This window comes from Propioniciclava sp. MC1595 (genome assembly GCF_017569205.1).
Taxonomy (GTDB): domain Bacteria; phylum Actinomycetota; class Actinomycetes; order Propionibacteriales; family Propionibacteriaceae; genus Propioniciclava.
The window spans coordinates 510907-535174 of the sequence record NZ_CP071870.1 but is presented as its reverse complement, the minus strand read 5'-3'; the positions used below and the strand labels follow the sequence as shown (position 1 = coordinate 535174).

The window sequence follows — 24268 nt, the reverse complement described above, 5'->3', positions numbered from 1 at the left end:
TGGCATCCCGGCTAGGGGTGGGGCGCCGGGCCGATGTCATCGAAGGTCGTCCGCCCCACGGCGACGGGCCCCGGACGCCGTGCGTCGGGGCCCGTCGGGAGGCGGGATCTCAGAGCCGCGGCAGGACCGTCAGCACGCGCTCGATGTGGTCGCGGAACTCGGTGACGAAGCCGGTCAGGAAGTCGCGGGTGCGGTCGCTCACCTGCCCGTCGGGCCCGAAGTCGGCCGGGTCGAAGGTGACATAGGCCTCCGGCGAGGTCATCTGGCGGGTGTTGAGGAAGCTCAGCACCGCGCGGAGGCTGTGCTGGGCCAGGGCGGTGCCCAGGTTGCCCGGGGACGCGCCGATGACGGCGGCCGGCAGGTTCACGAAGGCGTTCTGGCCCCACGGGCGCGACGCCCAGTCGATGGCGTTCTTCAGTGCACCCGGGATGGAGCGGTTGTACTCGGGGGTCACGAAGAGGATCGCGTGCGCGCTGTGGATGGCGTCCTTCAGCGCGATGGCCTCGGGCGGGTAGTTCGCGTCGAGGTCGCGGTTGTAGAGCGGGAGATCGGCGATGCCGATCTCGAAGAACTCGAGGGTCGCCCACCCGCAATCCAGGGGAGCGATCGACGCCCCGACAGGGGAACGCGTGCAGAAACTGTCGGGCGGCCGTGACACAGTGGCGGGCATGGCCCACTCCACGACGCCCGCCCTCGCCGACGACGCGCTGGCGGTGCTGCGCGACCTGACCGGGCGTCCCGACGCCACCTTCCACCCGGGCCAGTTCGAGGCCATCGAGGCCCTCGTCGCCCGGCACGAGCGCGCGCTGGTGGTGCAGCGCACCGGGTGGGGCAAGTCGGCGGTCTACTTCATCGCGGCGCTGCTGCAGCGCCGGGCGGGGTCCGGGCCGGCGCTGATCGTGTCCCCCCTGCTGGCCCTGATGCGCGACCAGGTGGCTGCGGCCGAGCGGGCCGGCGTCCGGGCAGCGGCGATCAACTCGGCCAACGTCACCGAGTGGAGGGCGATCGAGCAGCACCTGGCCGACGACGACGTCGACGTCCTGTTCGTCTCCCCCGAGCGACTGGTCAACCCGCGCTTCCGCGCCGAGCAGCTGCCGACGCTGGTCGAGCGGTGCGGGCTGCTGGTCATCGACGAGGCCCACTGCATCAGCGACTGGGGCCACGACTTCCGGCCCGACTACCGGCGCATCCGCGACCTGATCACCGAGCTGCCGGCCGGCGTCCCGGTGCTGGCCACCACCGCGACCGCGAACGAGCGGGTGGTGGCCGACGTGGCCGAGCAGATGGCCGCCGGCGGCCACGAGGTGCTCACGCTGCGCGGCGCGCTGGCGCGGGAGTCGCTGCGCCTGGGCGTGCTCGAGCTCGGCACCCCCGCCCGCCGGCTGGCGTGGCTGGCCGAGCACCTCGACGCGCTGCCGGGCAGCGGCATCGTCTACTGCCTGACGGTCTCGGCCGCCGAGGACGCGGCCGCCCTGCTCGCGAAGGCGGGCCACCGGGTGCTGCCCTACACGGGCCGCACCGACGCCGCCGAACGCGAGGCGGCCGAGGAGGCGCTCAAGCGCAACGAGGTGAAGGCGCTGGTGGCCACCTCAGCCCTCGGCATGGGCTTCGACAAGCCCGACCTCGGCTTCGTGGTCCACCTGGGCGCCCCCAGCTCGCCGGTCGCCTACTACCAGCAGGTCGGCCGCGCGGGCCGAGCGACGCCGAGCGCCGACGTCCTGTTGCTGCCCGGGGTGGAGGATCGCGACATCTGGCACTGGTTCGCCACCAACGCCATGCCGACCCAAGCCAAGGCCGACGCCGTGCTCGGCGCGCTGGCCGAGGCCGACCGGCCGTTGTCGCTCGCCGCCCTCGAGGCCCGCGTCGACATCCGCCGGGGGCCGCTGGAGCTGCTGCTCAAGGTGCTCGCGGTCGACGGCGCCGTCGAGGCCGTGCAGGGCGGCTGGGTCGGCACGGGGCGACCGTGGACGTACGACGCCGAGCGCTACGAGCGCGTCGCCGCCGCGCGGGTCGCCGAGCAGGAGGCGATGCTCGCCTACCAGCGACTGGGGACGGACCGTGCCGCACCGGGCGAGCAGTGCCGGATGGCGTTCCTCACCGCCGAGCTCGACGACCCGCACGCCGCCCCGTGCGGGCGCTGCGACACCTGCGCCGGGCCCTGGTACCCCACCGACGTGACGGTGCCGGTGCTGGAGAGCGCGCGCGAGACGCTCGAGCACGTCGGCGTCCCGGTCGCACCGCGGGCGCTGTGGCCGACGGGGCTCGACACGCTCGGGGTGCTGGCCGACGGCGAGCCGCTCAAGGGCAAGATCCCGCCCGGCGAGCAGGTCGCCGAGGGCCGGGTGGTGGCCCGCCTCACCGACCTGGGCTGGGGTGGCCGGCTGCGCGAGCTGTTCGCGTCCGACGCCGAGGGCAACCCGGTCGACGCCGAGGTGCCGCCCGAGCTGGGGCGCGCGGTGCTGCGCGTGCTGGCCGGCTGGGAGTGGGAGCAGCGCCCGGTGGCGGTGGCGTGGGTGCCGAGCCTGGGGCGTCCGCGGCTGGTGGACACGCTGGCCACCGGCGTCGCGTCGGCCGGGCGGCTCGAGTTGCTCGGTCCGCTGGAACTCTCCCCCACGGCCGAACCGCTGCGGGGCTCGACGAACTCCGCCTACCGGGTGCGCGACCTCTGGGGCCGGTTCAGCGTGCCGCCGACGATGGCCGAACGCCTCGCCTCGCTCGAGGGGCCGGTGCTGCTGGTCGACGACCTCGTCGACTCGCGCTGGACCATGACGGTGGCCGGGCGGCTCCTGCGGCAGGCGGGGGCGGACTCCGTCCTCCCGCTGGCGCTGGCCAGCGTCGGCTGACCCGTCAGGGGATGTAGCGCATCGGGTCGACCGGCGTGCCGTTCTCGTAGACCTGCAGGTGCAGGTGGCAGCCGGTGGAGAGGCCGGTCGTGCCGACGTAGCCGATCTGCTGGCCCATCTCGACGCGCTGGCCGGCGCGCACGACCATCTTCTGCTGGTGGGCATAACCGGTCATGACCGACTTCCCGCCGATGACGCCGTGGTCGATGATCACGTAGTTGCCGAAGCCGCCCTGCCAGCCGGCCTTCACCACGGTGCCCGACTGCGCCGCGTACAGCGGCACGCCGCAGGCGGCGCCCCAGTCGTTGCCGTTGTGCGGGCGCCAGTACTTCAGGATCGGGTGGAACCGCGGGCCGAACGGCGAGCCCGGTCGGGCCAGCAGCGGGCGGATGAAGCCCTGTGGGCTGAGGATCATCTGCGGCCCGGAGTTGGCCAGCGGGTAGGTCTTCGGGTCGTGCGAGACCACGCCCATCGCGACGAGCTTGGCGATGTCCCCACGGGACGCCCCGCGCGACAGCTGGTCGGCCACCCGGGCCGCGATCTCGCCCTGGACCTTCTTCTCCTCGTCCAGCAGCGCCTGGTACTCGGCGTTGTCGGCGTCCAGCGCCTGCTGGGCGGCGGCGCGGGCCTGCTCGTCCTGCACGACGAGCGCGGCGACGGCGGCCTCCTGCCGGACGGCGTCCGCCTCGAGCTCCGCGATCCGGGCGACGTTGGCCTCACTGCTGCGCTTGTCGGCGGCGACGCGGGCCTCGATCTCGGACTGTGTGGCCTCGGCCTCGGCGAGTCGGTCCTCGAGGACGCGCAGTTCGGCCATGCGCTGGGCGCTGGTGTCGAAGATGGTGGTGTCCCACTGCAGCCGCTGGCCGATCTCGGCGGGGTTGCGCCCACCGAGGACCACGGCGATGCCGGTGAGGTTGCCCTGCTTCTGGTACGCCTCGCGGGCGGCGTCGCTGATCCGGCGCTGCTGCTCGCGCACGCGGGTGCGGGCCTGCGCGGTGGCGGCCTTCGCCCGGCGCAGGGCCGTGCGCTCACGGTCGAGGTCGGCGGCCAGCTGGGCGTCCAGCGCGCGGGCCCCGGCCAGCTCCGCGCGGGTCGCCTCAAGCGCCGCACGGGCGTCGGCGAGCCGCTGCTGGGACGCCTCCAGCGCGGCGGTGGCCTCGGCGAGCTCACCGGTGTGCTCGTGGATCTCCTGGCGCTTCTGGTCGATCTGGCCGGCCAGCTGGGCCTGCCGATCGGTCAGGGTGTCGGCCGGCGCCGACGGCGCGATGCCCAGGAGGAGGGCGATGCTGAGGGCCCCGGCGGCGAGCGCAGTCGTTGCGCGTCCCCGGCGGGCCGTCGAGCAGGCGGGGGAAGTCACCTGTCGCACGTGCGGTCCCACTTTCGGATCGGTTGCGTGATGCCGAGGCTAGGGCCCGTTCCTGTGTGTGTGGCGTTGGGCGTTCCGCGTGTTGCCCATTCCGGGCACACTGGGCCACACGCCGTCGACAAGGAGGAACCCACCATGACGCACGAACCCGGCCCCCTGGGCGAGCTCGCCGAGAACCTGACCGGGGCCGCCGCCGGCCGCTACGGCACCCACCCGGGTGAGGACCTCACCGACATCGCCGACACCCAGGGTCCCACCGGCCGCACCGCCGACCCGCTGGGCCGCCGCGGCGACGACGAGTCCGACGACGACGAGCCGCCCGTGGTCGACCGCCCCGAGGACGCCGACGGCGCCCCCGAGCTCTGAGGCGTGCTCCTCGACGAACTGGCCGCGACATCTGAGCAGGTCGCGGCCACCCGCTCGCGCAGGGAGAAGGTCGCCCTCCTGGCCGACGCGCTGCGCCGGGCCGGGGCCGACGAGGCCGAGGTCGCCGCGACGTACCTCGGCGGCTCGATCCGCCAGCGCCGCACCGGCGTGGGCTGGCGGTCGCTGGGCACCCTGCCCGCCCCGGCGTCCGCGCCGACGCTGACCCTGCCCGAGGTCGACGCCGCGCTGGAGCACCTCACCACCCTGTCCGGGCCGGGGTCGCAGGGCGCCCGCCAGACCGCCCTCGACGCGCTGCTCGGCCGGGCGACCGCCCGCGAGCAGCAGTACCTGGCGGGGTTGCTGACCGGCGAGATCCGCCAGGGCGCGCTGGCCGGCCTGCTGGTCGACGCCGTCGCCGCGGCGGCCGGGGTCTCGTCGACCGTGGTGCGCCGCGCCGCGATGCTGGCGGGCTCCGCACCGGCGATCGCCGGCACCGCCCTCACCGAGGGTGCGGCGGGGCTTTCCGCGGTGACGGTCCGGGTCTTCACACCGGTGCAACCGATGCTGGCGGCGTCCGCGCCGTCGGTGGCCGAGGCGCTGGACAAGGCGGGCCCGGGGCGTCCGGTCGCCATCGAGGCCAAGCTCGACGGGATCCGGATCCAGGCCCACAAGCGCGGCGACGAGGTGCGGCTGTACACGCGCTCGCTCGACGAGGTCACCGACCGGCTGCCCGAGGTCGCCCGGGCCGTGCGCCGGATCGACGCCGAGACCCTCATCGTCGACGGCGAGGCCCTCGCGCTCGACGCGTCCGGGCGGCCACGGCTGTTCCAGGACACGGCCTCCGCGGCGGGCGGCCTGGTGCCGTTCTTCTTCGACGTCCTGTTCATCGACGGCGAGCCGTTGCTCGACCTGCCGCTGGTCGACCGCATCGACCGGCTCGGCGAGGTGGCCCCGGTCGAACTGATGGTGCAGCGCACGATCACGCCGTTCCCGCAGGTCGCCGAGGCGTTCACCGAGCACGTGCTCGCGCAGGGCCAGGAGGGCGTCGTGGTGAAGTCGCTCGACGCCCCCTACGAGGCCGGACGCCGCGGGTCCGGGTGGGTGAAGGTCAAGCCGGTCCACACGCTCGACCTGGTCGTCCTGGCCGTCGAGTGGGGGTCCGGACGCCGCCGCGGGTGGCTGTCGAACATCCACCTGGGCGCGCGCAACGCCGACGGCACCTTCACGATGCTGGGCAAGACCTTCAAGGGGATGACCGACGAGATGCTGCGCTGGCAGACCGAGCGGTTCCTCGCCCTCGAGACCCACCGCGAGGGTCACGTCGTGCACGTGCGCCCCGAGCAGGTGGTCGAGATCGCCTTCGACGGGCTGCAGCGCTCCACCCGGTACCCGGGCGGCCTGGCCCTGCGGTTCGCGCGGGTGGTCGGCTACCGCGACGACAAGACCGCCGCCGAGGCGGACACGCTCGAGACGGTGCGGGCACTGGCCCGTGGCTGACGGCCCGGACAAGGCTCGTGCGGCCCGCCTGGGGCGGGCCGCACGATGCTGTTGTGTCGCTCCTGGGGGTGGAGGGTCACGGTCGCCGGGGGTGTTGCGACGGACCCATCTTCCCACCGTCGCAGGGGTCCCCGAACGGGGCTGGGCAGCCCCGTGGACGGCTCCTCCCCTCCGAAAGGACCAGACGAAAGTGCCACCTTCGTCGCTCCACCGGGACCAGAAGTCGCTGTGACAACGGTCGATGGGGCGGGGGTCTCCGCCGGGCGCGCGGAATGCCCTGGACACTTGGTATGAGGTCGTTACAACCCCTGCCCACCCTGCGAGCGCTCAGTTTTCGCGGCCCCGCCGGAACCGCCGCTTGAGCCGTAGGTCGGCCGGCAGCGTCGGGGCCTTGAGCCGGTCGGTCGGGCCCCGGTAGCCGGCGACGCGGCCGAAGCGGTCCTCGGGGGCGTCGTTCCACTCCGTGCGCAGGCGCAGGATGTCGTCGTGGCTGCGGCCGATGAAGTTCCACCACATGACGATGCCCTCGTCGAACGGCTCCCCGCCCAACAACATGAGGCGCGCGGGGGCGTCCGTCGGGTTGTGCAGGCGCAGGTGGTCGAGGCCCGCGTCGCGGACGCCGAGCACCGCGTTGTCGAGCCGGACCCCGTCGAAGTCGACATACCCGGTGTCGATCAGGATGCCGTGCTCGAAGCCGGGGTCGACGGCGGTCTCCCACGTGGCGCCGGGCTCGAGGACGATCTCCGAGCCGAGCAGGGGCGTCTCGGTGTGGATGGGCGACGGCTGGTCGCCGAGGCGTCCGATGAAGGTGCGCGCGCGGACTCCGGGGGCCGGGGCGTCCACGTCGGGCACGAAGTGCTGGAACTCGCGCGTGAGGTCGGCCGACTCCTCGGGCAGCACGACCCAGAGCTGGACGCCGTGCAGCGCGGCCCGGCTGTGGGTCGAGACCTCGGAGTGGGCGATGCCGTAGCCGGACGTCATCAGGTTGACCTCGCCCGGGCGCACCATCGCGTGCACGCCGCCGGAGTCGCGGTGCTCGATCTCGCCGCTGAACAGCCACGACACCGTCTGCAGCGATGTGTGCGGGTGCGGGGGCACGTCCATGCACGCCCCCTCCTCGGGGCCGTAGTGGTCGATGAAGCACCACGCGCCGACGAACGACCGGCTCATGTTCGGAAGGGTGCGGCGCACGCGGAGGGCGTCCTCGCCGCCGAGGGGCACGTCCTTGGGCGGGTAGGTGTCGACCTGCGTGGGCGGCTGCCGGTCGCCGTGCTCGCAGACGCGGACGTCCGGGGCGGTCTCGGTGTTGCTCATGGCCCCTCCTCGCTCGTCCGCTCAGCCTAGGCCGCAACGCCGCCGCCCCCTAGGCTGGCCCGCATGGTTGAGCGCTTCGATGCGGTTGATGTCATCCGGACCAAGCGGGACGGCGGCGTGCTGTCCGACGAGCAGATCGACTGGGTGGTGGACGCCTACACCCGCGGGGTCGTCGCCGACGAGCAGATGTCGGCCTTGGCGATGGCGATCTTCCTCAACGGGATGCAGCGCGGCGAGATCGTACGCTGGACCGACGCGATGATCAACTCCGGCGAGCGCCTCGACTTCAGCGTGCTCGGCGCCACCGCCGACAAGCACTCCACGGGCGGGGTCGGTGACAAGATCACCCTGCCGCTGGTGCCGCTGGTCGCCGCGTTCGGGGTACGCGTGCCGCAGTTGTCGGGCCGCGGACTGGGCCACACGGGCGGGACGCTCGACAAGATGGAGTCGATCCCCGGCTGGCGGGCGTCGCTGTCCAACGACGAGATGATGACGATCCTGCGCGACGTCGGCGGCGTGATCTGCGCGGCGGGCTCGGGCCTGGCGCCGGCCGACAAGAAGCTCTACGCGCTGCGCGACACGACGGCGACGGTCGAGGCGATCCCCCTGATCGCGAGCTCGATCATGAGCAAGAAGATCGCCGAGGGCACCGGGGCGCTCGTGCTCGACGTGAAGACCGGCGCCGGCGCGTTCATGCGCGACGAGGCCCAGGCCCGCGAGCTGGCCCGCACGATGGTCGACCTCGGCACCGACGCGGGGCTCACCACGGTCGCCCTGCTCACCGACATGTCGACGCCCTTGGGGCTGACGGTCGGCAACGCCCTCGAGGTGCGCGAGTCGGTCGAGGTGCTCGCCGGCGGCGGCCCCGCCGACATCATCGAGCTCACCGTCGCGCTGGCCCGCGAGATGCTCGCCGCCGCCGGGCAGCCGGACGCCGACGTCGAGGCCGCCCTGGCCGACGGCCGCGCGATGGACGTCTGGCGCCGCATGGTCGCCGCCCAGGGGGGCGACCCCGACGCCCCGCTGCCGGTCGCCGAGCACACCGAGGTCGTCACCGCCGAGCGCGACGGCGTCATGGAGTCGATGGACGCCATGGGCATCGCCGTCGCCGCCTGGCGCCTCGGTGCGGGCCGCGCCCGCAAGGAGGACCCGGTCGACTTCGCCGCTGGCATCGAGCTGCACGCCAAGCCCGGGGACGCCGTGAAGGCCGGCCAGCCGGTCCTGACGCTGCACACCTCCGAGCCCGCCAAGTTCGAGCGCGCCCACGAGGCGCTCGAGGGCGGGATCACCTGGGCCCCGGAGGGCACCGCGCCGAGCCCGCGGCGTCCGATCGTGATCGACCGGATCGCCTAGGGCGTGTCGCGTAACTGGTCTCGTAGGCAGATGATGGTGCTGGCCAGGACGAGGCCGGCGCGGTAGTTGCGAGCGAGTTTGTCGTAGCGGGTGGCGATGGCGCGGAACTCCTTGATCCGGTTGAAGAAGCGTTCCACCACGTTCCTGCCCTTGTAGATGGTGGGATCGAAGGCAGGTGGGCGACCGCCGCGGCTGCCCTTGGCCTTGCGACGGGCGATCTGGTCGGAGCGTTCGGGGATGGTCACCTTGATCCTTCGCCGCCGGAGCTCGGTTCGGGTCGAGGGATGGGAGTAGGCCTTGTCCGCGACCACCCGGACAACCCGGTGAGGGGCAAGATCGATCACATCCAACAGGCGGGGGTTCTCACCGGCCTGACCCGGGGTGACCACCAGCGAGCACAGGTGACCGGAGGCGTCGACCAGGGCGTGGGACTTCGTCGTCCACCCGCCACGGGAGTGCCCCAAGGCGTGATCAGCTGGTTCGGCCCGAGGATTCTTGTAGTTCGGTGGATCCCCCTTTTCGGGCGCCGGCAGCGTGCTTGTGGGCCCGCACGATCGTGCCGTCCGCAACCGCCAACAGATGCCCTCCACCGTCCGCCGGTGGTCATTCCACGGACGGCCGCCCTTCGCGCCCCCACGCGGCATCAACGGCTCAATCCGCGCCCACATCTCGTCACTGAACTGAGGACTCCTGGTCACAAAGACAACCCTGACCCCCACCACCCAAATCAGTTACGCGACACGCCCTAGGTGGGTCTCGACTTCTACGCCATCGGTGAGCACCACAACGAGCCGTTCTTCAGCAGCTCGCCCACGACGACGCTGGGCTACATCGCCGCGCAGACCGACAAGATCCTGCTGTCGACCGCGACCACGCTGATCACGACCAACGACCCGGTCAAGATCGCCGAGGACTTCGCGATGCTCCAGCACCTCGCCGACGGTCGCGTCGACATCATGCTCGGCCGCGGCAACACCGGCCCGGTCTACCCCTGGTTCGGCAAGGACATCCGCGCCGGTGTCGCGCTGGCCGTCGAGAACTACGCGCTGCTGCGTCGGCTGTGGACCGAGGACGTCGTCGACTGGCAGGGCAAGCACCGCACGCCGCTGCAGGGCTTCACCTCGACCCCGCGCCCGCTCGACGGCGTCGCGCCGTTCGTGTGGCACGGCTCGATCCGCACCCCCGAGATCGCCGAGCAGGCCGCCTACTACGGCGACGGCTTCTTCCACAACAACATCTTCTGGAACATCGAGCACACCGCCCAGATGGTCAACCTGTACCGCCGCCGCTACGAGCACTACGGCCACGGCCAGGCGGACCAGGCGATCGTCGGCCTCGGTGGCCAGTTCTTCATGCGCAAGAACAGCCAGGACGCCGTGAACGAGTTCCGCCCCTACTTCGACGTCGCCCCGGTCTACGGCCACGGCCCGTCGATGGAGGACTTCACCGAGGTGACCCCGCTGACCGTGGGCTCGCCGCAGCAGGTGCTGGAGCGTTACCTCGGCATGGTCGAGCACGTCGGCCACTACCAGCGCCAGGGCTTCCTCATCGACCACGCCGGGCTGCCGCTCAAGACCGTCCTCGAGCAGCTCGACCTGCTCGGCGAGATCCTGCCCGAGATGCGCAAGGGCTACGCCGAGGGCCGCCCCGCGCACATCCCGGAGGCGCCGACCCACGCGTCGCTGGTCGAGAAGGCCCGCGTCGCCGGCACGCTGACCGAGCACCGCACCGTGGGCGTCGACGACGTCACGGGCCAGTCGCCCTACGAGGCCGCCCTGAAGGGAGCCAACTGACATGTCCCACCTCCTCGTCATCAGCGCCGGCATGGGGACGCCGTCCAGCTCCCGCATGCTCGGCGACCGCCTCGCCGAGGCCACCGTCAAGGCCATGACCGCCGGCGGCACCCCGGCGACCGAGGTCAAGGTCCTCGAGCTGCGCGACCTCGCCGTCGACCTGGCCACCTACTACTCCTCGCACGTCCCGACCAAGACGCTGCAGGCGGCGTTCGACCTGGTCGGCACGGCGTCCGGCGTCATCGCGGTCAGCCCCGTGCTGAACGCGGGCGTGAACGGCCTGTTCAAGCTGTTCTTCGACCTGCTGGACGAGGGCGTGCTCAAGGGGCGTCCGGTGCTCATGGCCGCCACCGGCGGCACGGCCCGGCACAGCCTGGCGATCGACCAGACCATGCTGCCGATGTTCTTCTACCTCAAGGCCGCCGTCGCGCCGACCGGCGTGTTCGCCACGACCGAGGACTGGGGTTCGACCGAGTCCGGCCTCATGCGTCGCGTCCGGCGCGCCGGCACGCAGTTCGCCGAGCTCATCGCGAAGAACCCGGCCGCCGACTACGCTGACGAGTTCGCCAACGTCCCCGACTTCAGCACGCTGCTGAACGGCTGACTTTCGGTCGGTATCCACGCCCGACCCCCCGGGTGTGCACTTCGAGGCGGCGATCCCATCGCTGTGGCGATAGTTCCGTGAGCTCGAAGTGCACACCGGGTGGGGCCCAAACCGCCTCGGAACGGGCCCTGCCGTAGCCGCCGCAGACTCGGCGCCTCAGGCGAGGATCGCGTCGGCGGACGCCAGGCCGGACGCCAGCGCTCCCTCGGTGGACGCGTTCCCCATCAGGTCGCCACAGATGAGGGTCCGGTCGTCGCGGCGTTCCACGCGGCGGCCCGTGTCGTAGGGCGGGCGGACCGCGGGAACGGTGTGCGGGAGGTCGTGCACGGCGACCACCTCCCAGCCGTCGGTCGGCACCCCGTAGATCTCGGCCAGGTGGCTGCGGACGTCCTGCTCGGAGGCCACGCCCCGCTCGGTGAGCGTGAGCGCGGGAACGAGGTGACGCCCGTCCGGGGCGTAGGAGGGCGCGGCGAGCGAGGTGACGCAGGTGGTGGTGACCGGACCGGTGCGGCGTCCGTCCACGTGGATGCGGGCATCGGACGCCGGAGCTGCGTCGCACGCGAACCAGAATGTCCGCGTGCCGTGCCACTCGACCGACGCGCTGGGCGCGAGGTGCGCACACCCGGGGCCGGCCGCGAGCACCACGCTGCGGGCGGCGAAGGCTCCGCCGTCCGTCCGCACCGTGCCGCTGGCGACCTCGGTCACCGGCGTGTTCAGCCGCACGTCGAGGCCCCGGGCGAGCAGTTCGGGCAGCGCCCTCATACCGCGGGCGGGGACGCCGGGTGTTCCCTGGGCGAACAGGCGCAGGAGCCACGAGACGAACCGGGACGAGGTGGCGCCCTGGTCCTCGCAGATCACGCCGGCGAGGAAGGGCTCGACCACCTCGTCGCGAAGGGGACCGGTGAAGCGAGCGACGTCGAACGCCCGACGGTAGGGCTCATCGACCGCGGCGGCGCGGGCGAAGAATGCCCCCAACCCGGCGGAGCCGAGCGTGACCAGGCCGCTGCTCAGGTCACCGGCCAGGGCGAACGGATCGCGGGTCGGGTCCTTCAGCGTGGACAGGCCGTCGGTGCGGCGGACGGCGATCGCGCGGGGGAAGGGCCGAAGCCCGAGGCGTCCGACCGGCACGACCTCGGCGAGGCTGGGGTACGCCGGATTGAGCACCTGGAAGCCTCGGTCGACGATGAAGCCGTCGACGTCGTCGCTGGTCACCCGCCCGCCGACGCGGTCCGCGGACTCCAGCACGATCACGTCGCGGCCGCGGTCCACGAGGCGCTGCGCGCAGGCCAGGCCGGCCAGTCCGGCGCCGACGACGAGGACATCGCACTCGGTGAACTCGGTCATGGCAGCCTCCCCACGCGTGCCATCGTGGCGTCGAACGGCGCGCGGACGCCTTCGCTGGGGTGGTGCTGGCTGCTCTGCATGGTCCGATCATGCCCTACGGGGCGGGCGGTTCAGGCTACGGGTACTCCTGCCAGCCGGGGCACCAGTACATCGTCTGGAGCCCCAGCCGTTCGGACGCCACGGGCGTCCCGCAGCGCGGGCAGGGGAGGCCGCGTCGCCGGTAGACCGCGTAGCGCTTCGCCCACCGGGGGACGTCTTCGCCGCGGGCGAGCAGGCGCTTCGCCTCGGCGACCTGATCGGGGTGCGCGACTATCCAGCCGGCCCCGAGCCCGACGGCCAGCAGGTCGCCGGCGTCGTCCCAGAGGGCGGCCAGCGTCTCGGCGTCGATGGACGATCCGGGGGTGTGCGGGTCGATCCCTGCGCGCCAGAGCAGTTCGGCGCGGTACACGTTGCCGATGCCGGACACGACCGATCCTGTCGGTGGGGTCCGACGGGGGGCAATGCCTCGCGACCAGGGGGAGGCGCGTCCGACCAGTCGGCCCGGGGCACCAAGCGTCGGTGTGCGTGGGGTCCGGTCAAGGTGGAACCACCTAGGGCCGGATCACTCCGCCACGGGCGCGACCAGGCGGGCCAGGGCCGCGTCGTACTCGGCCTCGAGCCGGTCGACGAGGTCGGCGACCGGCGGCACGTCGGTGATCGCGGCCACCCCGTGTCCCGCGGACCAGACGTCGCGCCACGCCTTCGCGTGCGCCTCGGTCGGGTCGGTGAGGTGGGCGAGGTCGACGCTACCCGGGACGGCCGAGAGGTCGTAGCCGGCCGCCTCCAGCGACGCCCGCAGGAAGTTGGCGGGGATGGTGCTGACCGAGGGGGTGTGCACGATGTCGCCCGAGCCGGCCTCGACGAGCATGTCCTTGTAGCCCTCCGAGGCGCCCGCCTCGGCGGTCGCGATGAAGCGGGTACCCAGGTAGGCCAGGTCGGCGCCCATCGCGCGGGCGGCCAGCACGTCGGCGCCGGTCGAGAGCGCGCCCGCGAGCAGGATCAGCCCGTCGAACCAGTCGCGCACCTCGGCCATCAGGGCGAACGGCGAGATGGTGCCCGCGTGGCCGCCGGCCCCGGCCGAGACGAGGATCAGCCCGTCGACGCCGGCCGCGGCGGCCTTGCGCGCATGGCGTTCGTTGGTGACGTCGTGCAGCACGATGCCGCCCCAGGAGTGCACGGCCTCGACCACCTCGGTCACCGCGCCGAGGGAGGTGATCACGATCGGGACCCGGTGCCTGCCCAGGATCGCCAGGTCGTCGCGCACCCGGGCGTTGGACCCGTGCACGATCAGGTTCACCGCGTACGGGGCGTCGTCGGGCTCGAGGCGCTCCTCGATGGTGGAGAGCCAACCGTCGAGGTCCTCGGTGGTGCGCAGGTTGAGCGCGGGGAACGACCCCACCACGCCGGCCTTGCAGCAGGCGACCACGAGGTCGGGGTTGGAGACGAGGAACATCGGGGCGGCCACGACGGGCAGCCGGAGTCGGTCGAGCGGGGACGGCAGCGTGCGCGGTTCGGCCATGGGACGCGATTGTGGCAGTCAGGCCGCGGCCGCGCCACGGGCGGGGGTCCGGGCGTGGACCTCCTCCAGGGCGCCGAAGGTCCGCCGGCGGCTGGCGACGACGGGCAGGCCGAGGGCGTCCACGACCAGCCGGGGGCGGCGGGTGAAGTACTCGCCGTGGCTGCGGGCGGTGACGGCGGTCACCGCGTGCTCGAGCGCGAGCACGACGGGGTTGGACGCCGCGACGTGGTCGGCCAGCAGCAGGTCGCCGCCGGGGCGGAGCACCCGCACCATCTCGAGCAGGGCGGCCCGCTCGTCGGGCACCCCACACAGCGCGAAGGTGCACACGACCGCGTCGAAGGAGGCGTCGGCGAACGGGAGGGCCAGCGCGTCCCCCTCGACCAGGGTGACGTCGTACCCGCCCTCGTGCACCTTGCGGCGGGCGGCGTCCAGCATCGTCGGGTCGGCGTCCAGGCCGGTCAGCCGGACGCCGTCGGCGTAGTACGGCAGGTTGGCGCCCGTGCCGATCGCGACCTCGAGCACCTCGCCCGACGCACGGCCGCACACCCACGGCCGGCTGGGCGCGAGGAAGCGGCGTTCGAGGCCGGCGGTGGCGGTGTCGTAGTCGGGCGCGACGCGTTCCCAGGAGGCGCGGGCGCGCTCAGCCATGCCCATGGCGCGCCTCGGTGAGGATGTCCTCGAGCTCGGCCTTGGCCAGCAGCGCGGCCTCGGCGGTGGGCAGCCTCTCCCAGGTCAGGTTCACGGGGATGCCGGTCGTGTTGCGGCCCTGCACCGACGCCGAGAGGCGGGTGCCGTCGGGGAGACGCCAGCGCACGTTCGGCATGGCCGCGGTGAGGTTCTGCCCGTGCGCCTCGCCGTGGCGGGCGGTGACGCCGGAGGCGACGGCGGCGAGGGCGTCCAGCGGCTCGCCCGGGATCGTCATGGTCTTCTGCGTGGAGTACGTGCCGTCGGCGCGCTGGCCGGGGAGGCGTCCCTTGCAGGCCTGCTCGAAGTCGACCGTGATGGCCTGGGCCCACCAACCGTCGACGCCGTGCTGCTCGACGAGGTGCCTGGCGATCGTGGGGTGGTCCCACGCCATCGCGCCGGCCTCGGTGAGCGCGACCCGCCATTCCTCGTGCGTGCGGCCCGTGGCGCGCTGCATCGCCTCGGGACCCATGTTCTGCTCCAGCGGCCTGGCCATCGTGCTCCTCAGCCCTCGTCAGATCGGTGGGCCCAGCGTAGGGTCACAGGCGGAGGAGGGGCCATGCCGAAGACCAACAAGGACGGCTCCGCGAAGAAGTCGGAGCTGCCGTCCACCCTCGAGCGCTCGTCGGACCAGGCGCAACGGACCTACGCGCACACCTACGACGCGGCGATCGAGTCCTACGACGGCGACGAGGAACGTGCCCAGCGCACCGCTTGGGCGGCGGTCAAGCACACGCACGAGAAGGTGGGCGACCGCTGGGAGGCCAAGGACGAGCCGGGCCCCTCGGACGAGCGGGCCGAGCGCGGTGGGCCGTCCGGCGGCCAGAGCGCCGGCGGGGTCGACGCCAACGCGACCAAGGAGCACCTGCTCGGCCTGGCCCGCCGGCTCGACGTGAAGGGCCGCTCGCGGATGACCAAGGCCGAACTCGTCGAGGCGCTCCAGAAGGCCAACGAGAAGGCCACCCGCGAGGCGCGCGAGGACTGACCACGCCCGCGGCGTCCGGGTGACAGGATGGAACCCTCAACGACTTGGGGGACCACCATGTACCGACCGGCCGACGACCGCTACGACACCATGCAGTACCGCCCCATCGGGCGGTCGGGCCTGAAGCTGCCCGCGATCAGCCTGGGCCTGTGGCACAACTTCGGCGACGACGTGCCGTTCGAGCGGCAGAAGGCGATCCTCGAGACCGCGTTCGACCGCGGCGTCACCCACTTCGACCTGGCCAACAACTACGGCCCGCCGTACGGCTCGGCCGAGACGAACTTCGGACACCACCTGCGCGGCTCCTTCGCGGGGTTGCGGGACGAGCTGGTGATCTCGTCCAAGGCCGGGTGGGACATGTGGCCCGGCCCCTACGGCGGCATCGGCGGCACCCGGAAGTACCTCATCGCCTCCTGCGACCAGTCGCTGAAGCGGATGGGGCTCGACTACGTCGACATCTTCTACCACCACCGCCCCGACCCCGACACCCCGCTCGAGGAGACGATGGGGGCGCTCGACCACATCGTCCGGACCGGCCGCGCCCTATACGTCGGCATCTCGTCGTACTCTCCCGAGCTGACCGCCGAAGCGGCGCGCATCCTGGCCGACCTCGGGACGCCCCTGTTGATCCACCAGCCCTCCTACTCGATGCTCAACCGCTGGGTCGAGGACGGGCTGCTCGACACCCTGGAGTCGGTCGGCGCCGGCTGCATCGCCTTCTCGCCGCTGGCCCAGGGCATGCTCACCTCGCGCTACCTCGACGGCGTGCCCGAGGGCTCGCGGGCCACCCAGGGCAAGTCGCTGGGCGAGAACCTGCTGTCGGAGGAGGCCCTCGGCCACATCCGTGCGCTGAACGACATCGCCGCCGGGCGCGGGCAGTCGCTGGCCCAGATGGCGCTGGCGTGGGGGCTGCGTGACGAGCGGGTCACCTCGGTGCTGATCGGCGCCTCGCGGCCCGAGCAGCTGCTCGACAACCTGGGCGCGCTCGACAACCTGACGTTCACCGACTCCGAGCTCGAGGCGATCGACGAGCACGCCGTCGACGGCGGCATCGACCTGTGGCGCGGCGCGCGGCAGAGCAGGGACTGAGGGCGGGGCGTCCGGGTTCGTGGGGGTCGACTGGTTGTCGGGTGAGGAACTGCACCGGCGCGTGATCACCGAGGGGGTGCTGCGCGCCGAGCGGTCGGTGTGGATCGCGACGGCGAACCTCAAGGACATGTACGTGGCCGGGCCGCGCCGCCGTTACCGGCCGGTGCTGGAGGAGTTCGCCCGCATGGCCGCGCGCGGGGTGCAGTTCCGGGTGATCCACGCTGAGGTGCCGTCGCGGGCGTTCCGGGAGAGCTTCGACGCGCTGCCCGGCCTGGTCGAGGGCGGGCTGGAGCTGCAGATCTGCCCGCGCAGCCATTGGAAGATGGTGATCGTCGACGGGCGGCTGGGCTACACCGGGTCGGCGAACTTCACCGGCGCCGGGCTGGGTGCGAAGTCGGAGGCCCGGCGCAACCTCGAGTTCGGCGCGGTCGGCGACGACCCGGCGTTCGTGGCGCGTCTGGAGGAGGAGTTCGACCGGTTCTGGATGGGCGAGCACTGCGACGGCTGCGGCCGGCGCGAGCTGTGCCCCGACCCGATCCGGTAGCCCTCGGGCGGTTTTCCACAGGGTGGCGTGCGGATCTCGTGCGTCCGGGTCGGGCGTGCCCCTAGCGTCGAGGACACGTCCACCACCCACCCCCAGGAGGTACGCCATGCGCTCCCCTGTCCTGTTCCACGTCCTCGTCGCCCTGGTCGCCTGTACGCCCATGGTGGCCCCGGCGGCCCCCGCGCCCCCGGTACCTGTGGCCGGCCTCGCGTCGCCCACCGCACGCGCCGCCCGGGAGAAGCCGTCGGTCCAGCGCCGCCTCACCCGCGCCCGGTTCGACACCCCACCGGGCGGGGTCATGACCACCGAGGTGGGCGCGATCACCGGCAGCGTCGAGGTCTGGCTGGCGGGCAACCGGGTCCGGATCGCCTACACCGGGGCGCTCGACTTCTACACGGTGGCGGGTTCCCGGCGCGGTCGCTCGTTGACCCAGGTGGTCGCCCTCCTGACCCGCGACCCGGGCACCGACGCCGCGGGCAATCCCCTCGCGACTTCGCTCGCGTGATCCCGGTCGGCCGCACACGCCACCGTCCGCCCGGTGCCGGGATGCGGCGCCGGGCGAACGGTTTCGACGGGGTCAGCGGGACTGGAGCAGGCTCAGCCGCTCGTAGTAGTCGTCGACGGTGAGGTCACCGTCGGCGAGGCGGCGGGCCAGGATGCGTTCGGCCTGGTCCGACGGGGACGCCGGCGCGCACAGGGCCGCACGACGGGTGCGCCAGGCCGGGTCCCAGGCGAAGGGGCCGATGCGCCCGACGCGGGAGAGCGCCACCACGAACGCCACCAGGGCGATGATCCACATGGCGCTCACTCCCCCCGGTCCCGGGCCTCGCGCAGAGCGCTGGAGCGCTCGAGGTACTCGTCGGGCGTGATGTCACCGGACGCCAGCCGCTCGGCCAGCGTCGCCAGCGCCGCCTCCTCGGGCGACTGCTGCGCCCACGGGGGGCGGTGCCCGGCGGCACCGGGGCCGAAGCCGTGGCGGGGGCGGCCCGCCGACCCCTCCTCGCCGGCACCCCGGCGAGGGTCCCAGCGGACGGGCCCGAGGCCACCGCAACGGAAGAACACCTTGAACAGGACGATCCAGAGGATCAGGGCCAGGAGGCCGGGCAGGAAGTGGCCGCCGACGACGGTCACGTGCAGGGGGAGCAGTGCTTCGTTCATGGCTCCATCGAACGCCGGCGGCGCGTCGCGTCCATCGGCCCCGGCGATGAACCTCGACGAGCCCCGCGTACGCATCCCGACGTACCCCGCGATACGTACGCAGACCGATGCCGGCGGCCCCTCGAGGTCGTAGCCTTCGACGCATGGACCGACGCGTGCGCACCGTGGCCGGGGCCGTCGGCTCGGCGGTCGCGCTCGCGTTCGCCTGGCGCGTGGCCCCCTTCGCCCAGCACTACGGCGAGTCATCGTGGCGCACCGACCCGATGCCCATGGAGCCGCCCCCACCCGAGGCGTACGCGGCCTTCACCGGTCCGGCGATCGCGACGATCGCCGCCGTCGTGGCGGGCATCCTGCTCCTGCACCGCCGCCCGCTGCCCGGCTTCCTCCTCGGCGTGGCCGGCCTCGTCGCCTACGGCGCGCTCGGCGGCCCCTCCTTCGGCGGGTTCGTGCCGGCGCTCGTGCTCTCGTTGGGTCTCGTGCGCGCCCGCGGGCTCAACCGCGCCGCGCCCTGGCTGCCCCTGCTGCTGGTGGCCCTGTGGGCCACGTGGTGGGACGCCCCCGGCCTCGGCCTGACCGACTGGCGGATGTGGTCCTCGATCGGCACCCAGTTCGCGTGGGTGCTCATCCCCACGCTGCTCGTGGCGCTCGCCATCGGCCGGCGCCAGACCCGGGCCCGCGAGCAGGCCGAGGCGGTCGAGCGCGCGGCGTCCGAGGAGCGGCTGCGGCTGGCCCGCGAGATCCACGACGTCGTCGGCCACTCGCTGTCGATGATCTCCCTGCAGTCCGGCGTCGCCCTGCGCGTGCTGGACGCCGACCCGGGCCAGGCGCGCACCTCGCTCGAGGCGATCCGCACGTCGTCGAAGGACGCCCTCGCCGAACTCCGCCACACCCTCGGCGCCTTCCGCGGCGACGACGCCGGCCCCCTGGCGCCCACGCCCAGCCTCGCCGCGGTCCCGGCGCTGGTCGCCGAGGTCCGGGCCGGGGGCGTCCGGGTCGACCTGGCCCCGCTGCCGGACGCCGCGGGCATCGGCGCCGCCACCCAGGCCGCCGCCTACCGCGTGGTGCAGGAGGCGCTCACGAACGCGATCCGGCACGCGCCGGGCGCGCCCGCGTCCGTCGCCGCCGAGCGGACGCCCCGGGGCCTGGACATCATCGTCACCAACCCGCTGCCCGCGCAGGCCCACCCCGGACCGGAGGGCGGCGGCCTGCGCGGCATGCGCGAGCGGGTCGGGGCGCTCGGCGGCACCCTCGTCGCGGGGCCCGAGGGCGACCACTTCCTCGTCCGTGCCCACCTGCCCACCCGGGAGCGACCGTGACCGACATCACCGTGCTGATCACCGACGACCAGGCCCTGGTCCGGATGGGGCTGCGCGCCCTCGTCGCGGCCGAGCCCGGCCTCACCGTGGTGGGCGAGGCCGCCGACGGCGACGAAGCGGTGGCGGCCGCACGCGCGCACCGGCCCGACGTGGTGCTCATGGACATCCGGATGCCCGGCACCGACGGGCTCACCGCCCTGCGCACCATCGCCGCCGACCCCTACCTGGCCGGCACCCACGTGGTCATGCTGACGACGTTCGAGCTCGACGAGTACGTGTTCGCGGCCCTGGAGGCGGGGGCGTCCGGGTTCCTCGTCAAGGACGCCGACCCCGACGACATCGTGCGCGCCATCCGAGCGGCTGCGTCCGGCGAGGGGCTGCTCTCCCCCACGGTGACGCGCCGGGTGATCAGCACGTTCGCGGGGCAGCGACGCACACCCACGGCGTCCCCCCGTCACCCGGGCCTGGACGACCTCACCGAGCGCGAGCGCGAGGTGCTCGAGCTGGTGGCGGAGGGGTTCAACAACGACGAGCTCGCCGAGCGGCTGTTCATCTCGAAGGCGACGGCGCGCACGCACGTCAGCCACATCCTGCTCAAGCTGGGCGCGCGCGACCGCGCCCAGCTCGTCGTCATCGCCCACCGCAACGGGCTGGCGTGACGCCTCAGCGGTTGGTGCCGAACCTCGTCTCGTAGGCGCGGATGATCATGTCCGCCGCCTCGTCCAGGCTGTAGCGGCCGGTGTTGACCACGACGTCGTAGTTCTCGTCGTCGTTGGGGTTCCAGCCGTAGAGCCGCTGGGACAGCTCGGCGCGGATCAGGTCCTCCTGCTCGCGACGTTCCTCGGCCACCTCGGCGGTGATGCCGTCCAGCTCGACGGCCCGGCCGACACGGACGTGGGCGGGCGCGTTGAGCCGCACGTGCAGGGCGCCCGGGTGCTGCCCGAGGATCACCGTGGCGTTGCGGCCGAGGATGACGCCACCGGAGCCCACGGCGTCCAGCACCTCGATGGTGTTCTGGGCGGCCAGGTGCCGGTCGGCGGCCTGGTCGGAGCCGAGGTTGAGGTCGGCGTCGGAGACGCCGCGGTTGGCGAGGGACCGGACGAAGCGGTCCCAGCCGGACTCGAGCTCGAGGCCGGAGGTCTCGACGGCCTCGATGTCGGTCGAGCTGAGCCGCTGCCCGATGTAGGGCACGCCCAGGCGCTCGGCGACCTTGCGGCCGATGGCCTCGTCAGCGGGTAGAAGAAGATGATCAGGCTGGCGATGACGCCCAGGGCGGCCGGCACCCAGCCGGTCGCGATGCGCAGGCCGGTGACCATGCGGTCGAAGCCGGGGTCGCCGGCCTGGATGGCCGCCGAGTAGCCGAACGCCGCGATGATCGGGCCGCCGAGCGCGCCGCCGAGGCCCTGGCCGCACTTGCGGACGAACGACAGGATCGAGTACGAGCCGCCCTCGGAGCGGGTGCCCGTCTCCCACTCGCCGGACCTCTTCCATCGGCTGGTCGGCGATGCCCTTGAACTGGGGCGAGATGACCGCCGACAGGGCCACGCCGGTGACGGCCGAGGCGATCGACCGGGCACCCGACAGGCGCGAGCGGTCGAGCGAGTTCTGCGTCATCGCCGCCGACAGCGAGCCGTAGGGAATGTTCACGAAGGAGTGCGCGAGCAGGAAGGCCGCGTCGAGCAGGAGCACCCAGACGAACGCCTGGGTCGGGGTCAGGCCGGCGGGGGTGCTGAACAACAGCACCAGCGTGATGGCCAGTGGGGTGGAGCCCCACAGGATCCACGGCCGCAGGCGCCCCCACTTGGTGTTGGCCTTGTCGACCGTGCTGCCGGCGACCAGGTCGGCCACACCGGCCCACACCTTGGTGACGGCGTAGATGGTGCCCGCCGCTGCGGCGGACAGCCCCACGATGTCGGTCATGTAGACCATGAGGAACATCGACGTCATCTGGAACGCGAGGTTGTTGGCGACATCGCCCAGCGCGTAGGAGACCACGCGACCGTTGCTGAGAGTGCCCTTCTGCGTCGTGGCCCTCTGGGGTTCCCTTCGTGAGGCTAATCTGCACGCTAAACCCGGTCCGGCCCCGCCGTGGGGGAACCGCAAAAATTCAACGAATCGGGCTGTTTCCGCCTCACCGATCGAAAGGCCTCGCCATGCAGATCACCGTCGTGGGGAGCCACGCCTGGTCCCTGGCCCCCGAGCGGGGCACCGTGCACCTCCACGTCGACCTCGAGGGCGAGGACCGCGCGGCCACCTCCCGCGCCGCCGCCGAGGTGGTGGACGCCCTCGGCCGCGACCTGCACCGCCTCCGCCAGGGCCATGACGCGCCGCTGACCTGGTACGCCGTGGGGCCGCTGGTCACGCGGTCGTGGCGCCCGTGGGGGCCGGAGGGCCAGCCGCTCGCGCCGCGGTACGGGGCGTCGGCGACCCTGAAGGCGAAGTTCCGCGACTTCACCGCCCTGTCCGAGGTGACCGGCCGCTGGGCCGAGCGCGAGGGCGTCCAGCTCACGCAGGTCGAGTGGGCGCTCACCGACGCCACCCGCACCGCCACCGAGGCGGCCGCGCTCACCCGCGCGGTCGAGGAGGCCCGGGCCCGCGCGCTGGCGATCGCGCAGGCGGCGGGCTGGTCGGACGTCGAGCTGGAGGAGGTCGCCGACCCGGGCCTGCTGGTCGCCCCGCCGGGCGTCGGCCCGGCCCCGATGGCGGCCGGCGCGCTGCGCAGCATGGCGTTCAAGGACGAGTCTGCGGGCGGGGGCGTGGCTCCCGAGGACGTGCGCGGCGAGGCCGTCGTGCACGCGCGGTTCCGGGCGACACGGTAGCGTCCCCGGCCGTCAGGACGTGGTCGGGGACGGGGGTGCCGGGTTAGGCTGGGTCATGGACACGTTCGACGGCCACTCCGTGGTGGACAACCCCGAACGCCGCCGCTTCGAGGTGCGGAGGGGTCGCCGTGTCCTGGGCTGGGCCGCCTACGAGCAGACCGCCGAGCTGCTCGTCTTCACCCACACCGAGGTCCAGCCGCGCTGGGAGCACCACGGCATCGGCAGCCTGCTGGTGCGCACCACCCTCGACCACGCCCGCCGCATCGGCGTGCAGGTGCTTCCGATATGCCCCTTCGTGCGGGGCTGGATCGAACGGCACCCCGACTACGCCGACCTCGTCTACCACCCACCGCACGCCGCCGCCCCGCCGGCCAGCCCGGGGACGGCCGACGACGCGGTCGTCTGACCCGGACGCGGGTCGGGGCTCAGCGGGAGACCGGGCCCAGCACGACGTTCGCCCAGGCGCCGTGGAGCGACTCCTGGTCGGACGGCTGGAACAGCCCGGCCAGCACGTCGCGGTACAGGCGCGACAGCTCGTGGGAGTTCGAGTACGACGACCCGCCGCACGCCCGGATCGCCTGGTCGACGGCGTGCCGGGACGCCTCGGCCGCGGCGTTCTTGCACCCGCTGAGCCTCGGCAGCCACAGCATGCCGTGGTCGCGGCCCTCGTCGAGCTCGCGCGCAACGAGGGTGACCTCGGCGTGCGCGGAATTCATGCGGATCGCCGCATCGGCCAGACGCCAGCGGATGTCGGGGTCGTTGGCGTAGACGTCGTCGTTCTTCACCGAGCGGCGCTTCTTCACGTGCGCCGCGGCGACCTCGATGGCGCGGTCGCCCAGGCCCAGGTAGGTGGCGGCCAGCAGCGCCTCGAAGTGGCTGAAGATGCCGAAGACGATCGGCTCCAGGCTCGGGCCGGGCGCGACGACCTGCAGGACGCGGTCGGCCGGGGCCGGGGCGCCCGTCAGCTTCGTCGAGTTCGACTGGGTGCCGCGCATGCCGAGGGTGTCCCAGTCGTCGGCGACCTCGAAGCCGCCGGCGTCCCGGGTGAGGATCGCGAAGACGTTGCGCGCGGCGTCCGGGTCGGTGCGGTCGGCGCCGAAGGTGAGCAGGCGCGTCCAGACCGGGGCGAGGGAGGTGAAGACCTTCTGGCCGTGGAACGTGTAGCCGCCGGCGCCGTCGGGGCGGGCCTCGGTGATCGACCCGAACAGGACCAGGTCGTTGCCCGGCTCGCTGATCGCGAACCCGAACACCTCGCCGGCGGCGGCCTCACGGAGGATGGTCTCCCCCGCCGTGCGGCTCGCCGGCTCGGTCGCGTGGGCCGCGAGGTGGCGGCCGACACCCACGATGATCTGGTGCATGTTGATGCCCAGCGCCGTCGCGGGGGACGCCTTGGCGAGCCGGGTCTGCTCGGCGCAGACCTCCTCCAGCGTGAGGCCGGCCCCGCCGAAGTCGGTCGGGACGAACGCGGCGAGGTAGCCGGCGGCGCGCAGGTCGGCCAGGTCAGCGTCCGGGAAGGTGTTGGCGGCGTCGACCTCGGCGGCACGCGCGTGGATCGCGGTGAGGAGGTCGTCGGGCAGGAAGGTCATGGTGTTCCTCTCGGTTTCCCCGCCACCTTAGGCTGCCCGCGTGGCCCTC

The 24268-nt window shown here is 73.1% G+C and carries 26 protein-coding genes and 3 pseudogenes; 14 read left to right on the top strand and 15 right to left on the bottom strand.

The genetic code is table 11. From position 1 onward, the window contains the following. Positions 1–109 precede the first annotated feature (109 nt). Positions 110–670: an NADPH-dependent FMN reductase gene (locus J4N02_RS02525; RefSeq protein ID WP_182818097.1), complete on the bottom strand. Its 561-nt coding sequence runs from the start codon at positions 668–670 to the stop codon at positions 110–112. Between J4N02_RS02525 and J4N02_RS02520 the strand changes: the two genes are divergently transcribed. Then, entirely contained in the window at positions 669–2843 is a 2175-nt protein-coding gene (locus tag J4N02_RS02520; RefSeq protein WP_188334449.1) for an ATP-dependent DNA helicase RecQ, read from the top strand. The genes J4N02_RS02525 and J4N02_RS02520 overlap by 2 nt on opposite strands. Before the next feature lie 4 nt (positions 2844–2847). Here the strand turns inward: J4N02_RS02520 and J4N02_RS02515 are convergent, their stop codons facing one another. Beyond that, a complete protein-coding gene (locus J4N02_RS02515) occupies positions 2848–4200 on the bottom strand; it encodes a M23 family metallopeptidase (protein WP_188334450.1) in 1353 nt (450 codons plus the stop codon). A gap of 144 nt (positions 4201–4344) precedes the next feature. Here J4N02_RS02515 and J4N02_RS02510 point away from each other — a divergent pair, with 144 nt between their 5' ends. Both J4N02_RS02510 and J4N02_RS02505 read left to right on the top strand, forming a co-directional pair. Further along, entirely contained in the window at positions 4345–4575 is a 231-nt protein-coding gene (locus J4N02_RS02510) for a hypothetical protein (protein WP_188334451.1), read from the top strand. Between the two features lie 3 nt (positions 4576–4578). Further along, a complete protein-coding gene (locus J4N02_RS02505; RefSeq protein WP_188334452.1) occupies positions 4579–6072 on the top strand; it encodes an ATP-dependent DNA ligase in 1494 nt (497 codons plus the stop codon). 327 nt (positions 6073–6399) lie between these two features. Here the strand turns inward: J4N02_RS02505 and J4N02_RS02500 are convergent, their stop codons facing one another. Continuing rightward, positions 6400–7386 carry a pirin family protein gene (locus J4N02_RS02500; protein WP_188334453.1) on the bottom strand — a complete coding sequence of 329 codons (987 nt, stop codon included), beginning with the start codon at positions 7384–7386 and terminating at the stop codon, positions 6400–6402. Between the two features lie 63 nt (positions 7387–7449). Here J4N02_RS02500 and J4N02_RS02495 point away from each other — a divergent pair, with 63 nt between their 5' ends. Then, positions 7450–8739, top strand: coding sequence for a thymidine phosphorylase (locus J4N02_RS02495; protein ID WP_188334454.1), 1290 nt, complete (start codon positions 7450–7452; stop codon positions 8737–8739). On the opposite strand, the gene J4N02_RS02490 is transcribed toward J4N02_RS02495, so the two are convergent. Further along, positions 8736–9437 (bottom strand): IS5 family transposase, encoded by a 702-nt coding sequence (locus J4N02_RS02490; RefSeq protein ID WP_397421392.1) that lies wholly within the window; start codon positions 9435–9437, stop codon positions 8736–8738. The two genes, J4N02_RS02495 and J4N02_RS02490, sit on opposite strands and share 4 nt — an antisense overlap. Before the next feature lie 51 nt (positions 9438–9488). Between J4N02_RS02490 and J4N02_RS02485 the strand changes: the two genes are divergently transcribed. Both J4N02_RS02485 and J4N02_RS02480 read left to right on the top strand, forming a co-directional pair. Next, positions 9489–10532 (top strand): CE1758 family FMN-dependent luciferase-like monooxygenase, encoded by a 1044-nt coding sequence (locus tag J4N02_RS02485; protein ID WP_208091084.1) that lies wholly within the window; start codon positions 9489–9491, stop codon positions 10530–10532. Between the two features lies 1 nt (position 10533). Continuing rightward, a complete protein-coding gene (locus J4N02_RS02480; RefSeq protein ID WP_188334326.1) occupies positions 10534–11136 on the top strand; it encodes a CE1759 family FMN reductase in 603 nt (200 codons plus the stop codon). A gap of 156 nt (positions 11137–11292) precedes the next feature. Here J4N02_RS02480 and J4N02_RS02475 read toward each other — a convergent pair whose 3' ends face one another. The 5 genes from J4N02_RS02475 to J4N02_RS02455 form a co-directional block, all read right to left on the bottom strand. Then, complete coding sequence (locus tag J4N02_RS02475; protein WP_182817040.1) at positions 11293–12480, bottom strand: NAD(P)/FAD-dependent oxidoreductase; 1188 nt, start codon at positions 12478–12480, stop codon at positions 11293–11295. Positions 12481–12595: 115 nt separating this feature from the next. Then, a complete protein-coding gene (locus J4N02_RS02470) occupies positions 12596–12946 on the bottom strand; it encodes a hypothetical protein (RefSeq protein WP_208091083.1) in 351 nt (116 codons plus the stop codon). A 135-nt stretch (positions 12947–13081) separates the two neighbouring features. Beyond that, positions 13082–14038, bottom strand: coding sequence for a nitronate monooxygenase family protein (locus tag J4N02_RS02465; RefSeq protein WP_188334325.1), 957 nt, complete (start codon positions 14036–14038; stop codon positions 13082–13084). 18 nt (positions 14039–14056) lie between these two features. After that, positions 14057–14686 carry a class I SAM-dependent methyltransferase gene (locus J4N02_RS02460; protein WP_188334324.1) on the bottom strand — a complete coding sequence of 210 codons (630 nt, stop codon included), beginning with the start codon at positions 14684–14686 and terminating at the stop codon, positions 14057–14059. Beyond that, on the bottom strand, positions 14679–15218 hold the full coding sequence (locus tag J4N02_RS02455) for a hypothetical protein (RefSeq protein ID WP_188334323.1): 540 nt from the start codon (positions 15216–15218) through the stop codon (positions 14679–14681). The genes J4N02_RS02460 and J4N02_RS02455 overlap by 8 nt, the downstream gene beginning before the upstream one ends. A gap of 63 nt (positions 15219–15281) precedes the next feature. On the opposite strand from J4N02_RS02455, the gene J4N02_RS02450 reads away from it, so the two are divergent. The 4 genes from J4N02_RS02450 to J4N02_RS02435 all read left to right on the top strand — a co-directional run bounded on the left by J4N02_RS02450 (position 15282) and on the right by J4N02_RS02435 (position 17845). Beyond that, entirely contained in the window at positions 15282–15707 is a 426-nt protein-coding gene (locus J4N02_RS02450; RefSeq protein WP_182817033.1) for a ChaB family protein, read from the top strand. A 57-nt stretch (positions 15708–15764) separates the two neighbouring features. Then, positions 15765–16796: an L-glyceraldehyde 3-phosphate reductase gene (gene mgrA / locus J4N02_RS02445; RefSeq protein WP_188334322.1), complete on the top strand. Its 1032-nt coding sequence runs from the start codon at positions 15765–15767 to the stop codon at positions 16794–16796. 19 nt (positions 16797–16815) lie between these two features. Then, a complete protein-coding gene (locus tag J4N02_RS02440) occupies positions 16816–17340 on the top strand; it encodes a phospholipase D family protein (RefSeq protein ID WP_208091081.1) in 525 nt (174 codons plus the stop codon). Between the two features lie 106 nt (positions 17341–17446). Continuing rightward, a complete protein-coding gene (locus J4N02_RS02435) occupies positions 17447–17845 on the top strand; it encodes a hypothetical protein (RefSeq protein WP_188334321.1) in 399 nt (132 codons plus the stop codon). 72 nt (positions 17846–17917) lie between these two features. Here J4N02_RS02435 and J4N02_RS02430 read toward each other — a convergent pair whose 3' ends face one another. Next, complete coding sequence (locus tag J4N02_RS02430) at positions 17918–18139, bottom strand: hypothetical protein (RefSeq protein ID WP_188334320.1); 222 nt, start codon at positions 18137–18139, stop codon at positions 17918–17920. Positions 18140–18144: 5 nt separating this feature from the next. Then, positions 18145–18498, bottom strand: a complete 354-nt coding sequence (locus tag J4N02_RS02425; protein ID WP_188334319.1) for an SHOCT domain-containing protein — start codon at positions 18496–18498, stop codon at positions 18145–18147. A gap of 143 nt (positions 18499–18641) precedes the next feature. On the opposite strand from J4N02_RS02425, the gene J4N02_RS02420 reads away from it, so the two are divergent. Continuing rightward, positions 18642–19814 (top strand): sensor histidine kinase, encoded by a 1173-nt coding sequence (locus tag J4N02_RS02420; protein WP_188334318.1) that lies wholly within the window; start codon positions 18642–18644, stop codon positions 19812–19814. Beyond that, complete coding sequence (locus J4N02_RS02415) at positions 19811–20473, top strand: response regulator transcription factor (RefSeq protein WP_208091080.1); 663 nt, start codon at positions 19811–19813, stop codon at positions 20471–20473. The genes J4N02_RS02420 and J4N02_RS02415 overlap by 4 nt, the downstream gene beginning before the upstream one ends. A 4-nt stretch (positions 20474–20477) precedes the next feature. On the opposite strand, the pseudogene J4N02_RS17295 reads toward J4N02_RS02415, so the two are convergent. From J4N02_RS17295 to J4N02_RS17285, 3 pseudogenes are all read right to left on the bottom strand, one after another. Then, a pseudogene (locus J4N02_RS17295) lies at positions 20478–21029 on the bottom strand (AAA family ATPase); the annotation flags it as partial. 68 nt (positions 21030–21097) lie between these two features. Continuing rightward, a pseudogene (locus tag J4N02_RS17290) lies at positions 21098–21391 on the bottom strand (MFS transporter); the annotation flags it as partial. Beyond that, positions 21336–21809: pseudogene (locus J4N02_RS17285) on the bottom strand (MFS transporter); the annotation flags it as partial. The pseudogenes J4N02_RS17285 and J4N02_RS17290, both read right to left, overlap by 56 nt. A 158-nt stretch (positions 21810–21967) precedes the next feature. On the opposite strand from J4N02_RS17285, the gene J4N02_RS02405 reads away from it, so the two are divergent. Then, entirely contained in the window at positions 21968–22633 is a 666-nt protein-coding gene (locus J4N02_RS02405; RefSeq protein ID WP_188334317.1) for an SIMPL domain-containing protein, read from the top strand. Between the two features lie 55 nt (positions 22634–22688). Further along, on the top strand, positions 22689–23039 hold the full coding sequence (locus tag J4N02_RS02400) for a GNAT family N-acetyltransferase (RefSeq protein WP_188334316.1): 351 nt from the start codon (positions 22689–22691) through the stop codon (positions 23037–23039). A 19-nt stretch (positions 23040–23058) separates the two neighbouring features. Here J4N02_RS02400 and J4N02_RS02395 read toward each other — a convergent pair whose 3' ends face one another. After that, positions 23059–24219: an acyl-CoA dehydrogenase family protein gene (locus J4N02_RS02395; RefSeq protein ID WP_188334315.1), complete on the bottom strand. Its 1161-nt coding sequence runs from the start codon at positions 24217–24219 to the stop codon at positions 23059–23061. Positions 24220–24268 lie beyond the last annotated feature (49 nt).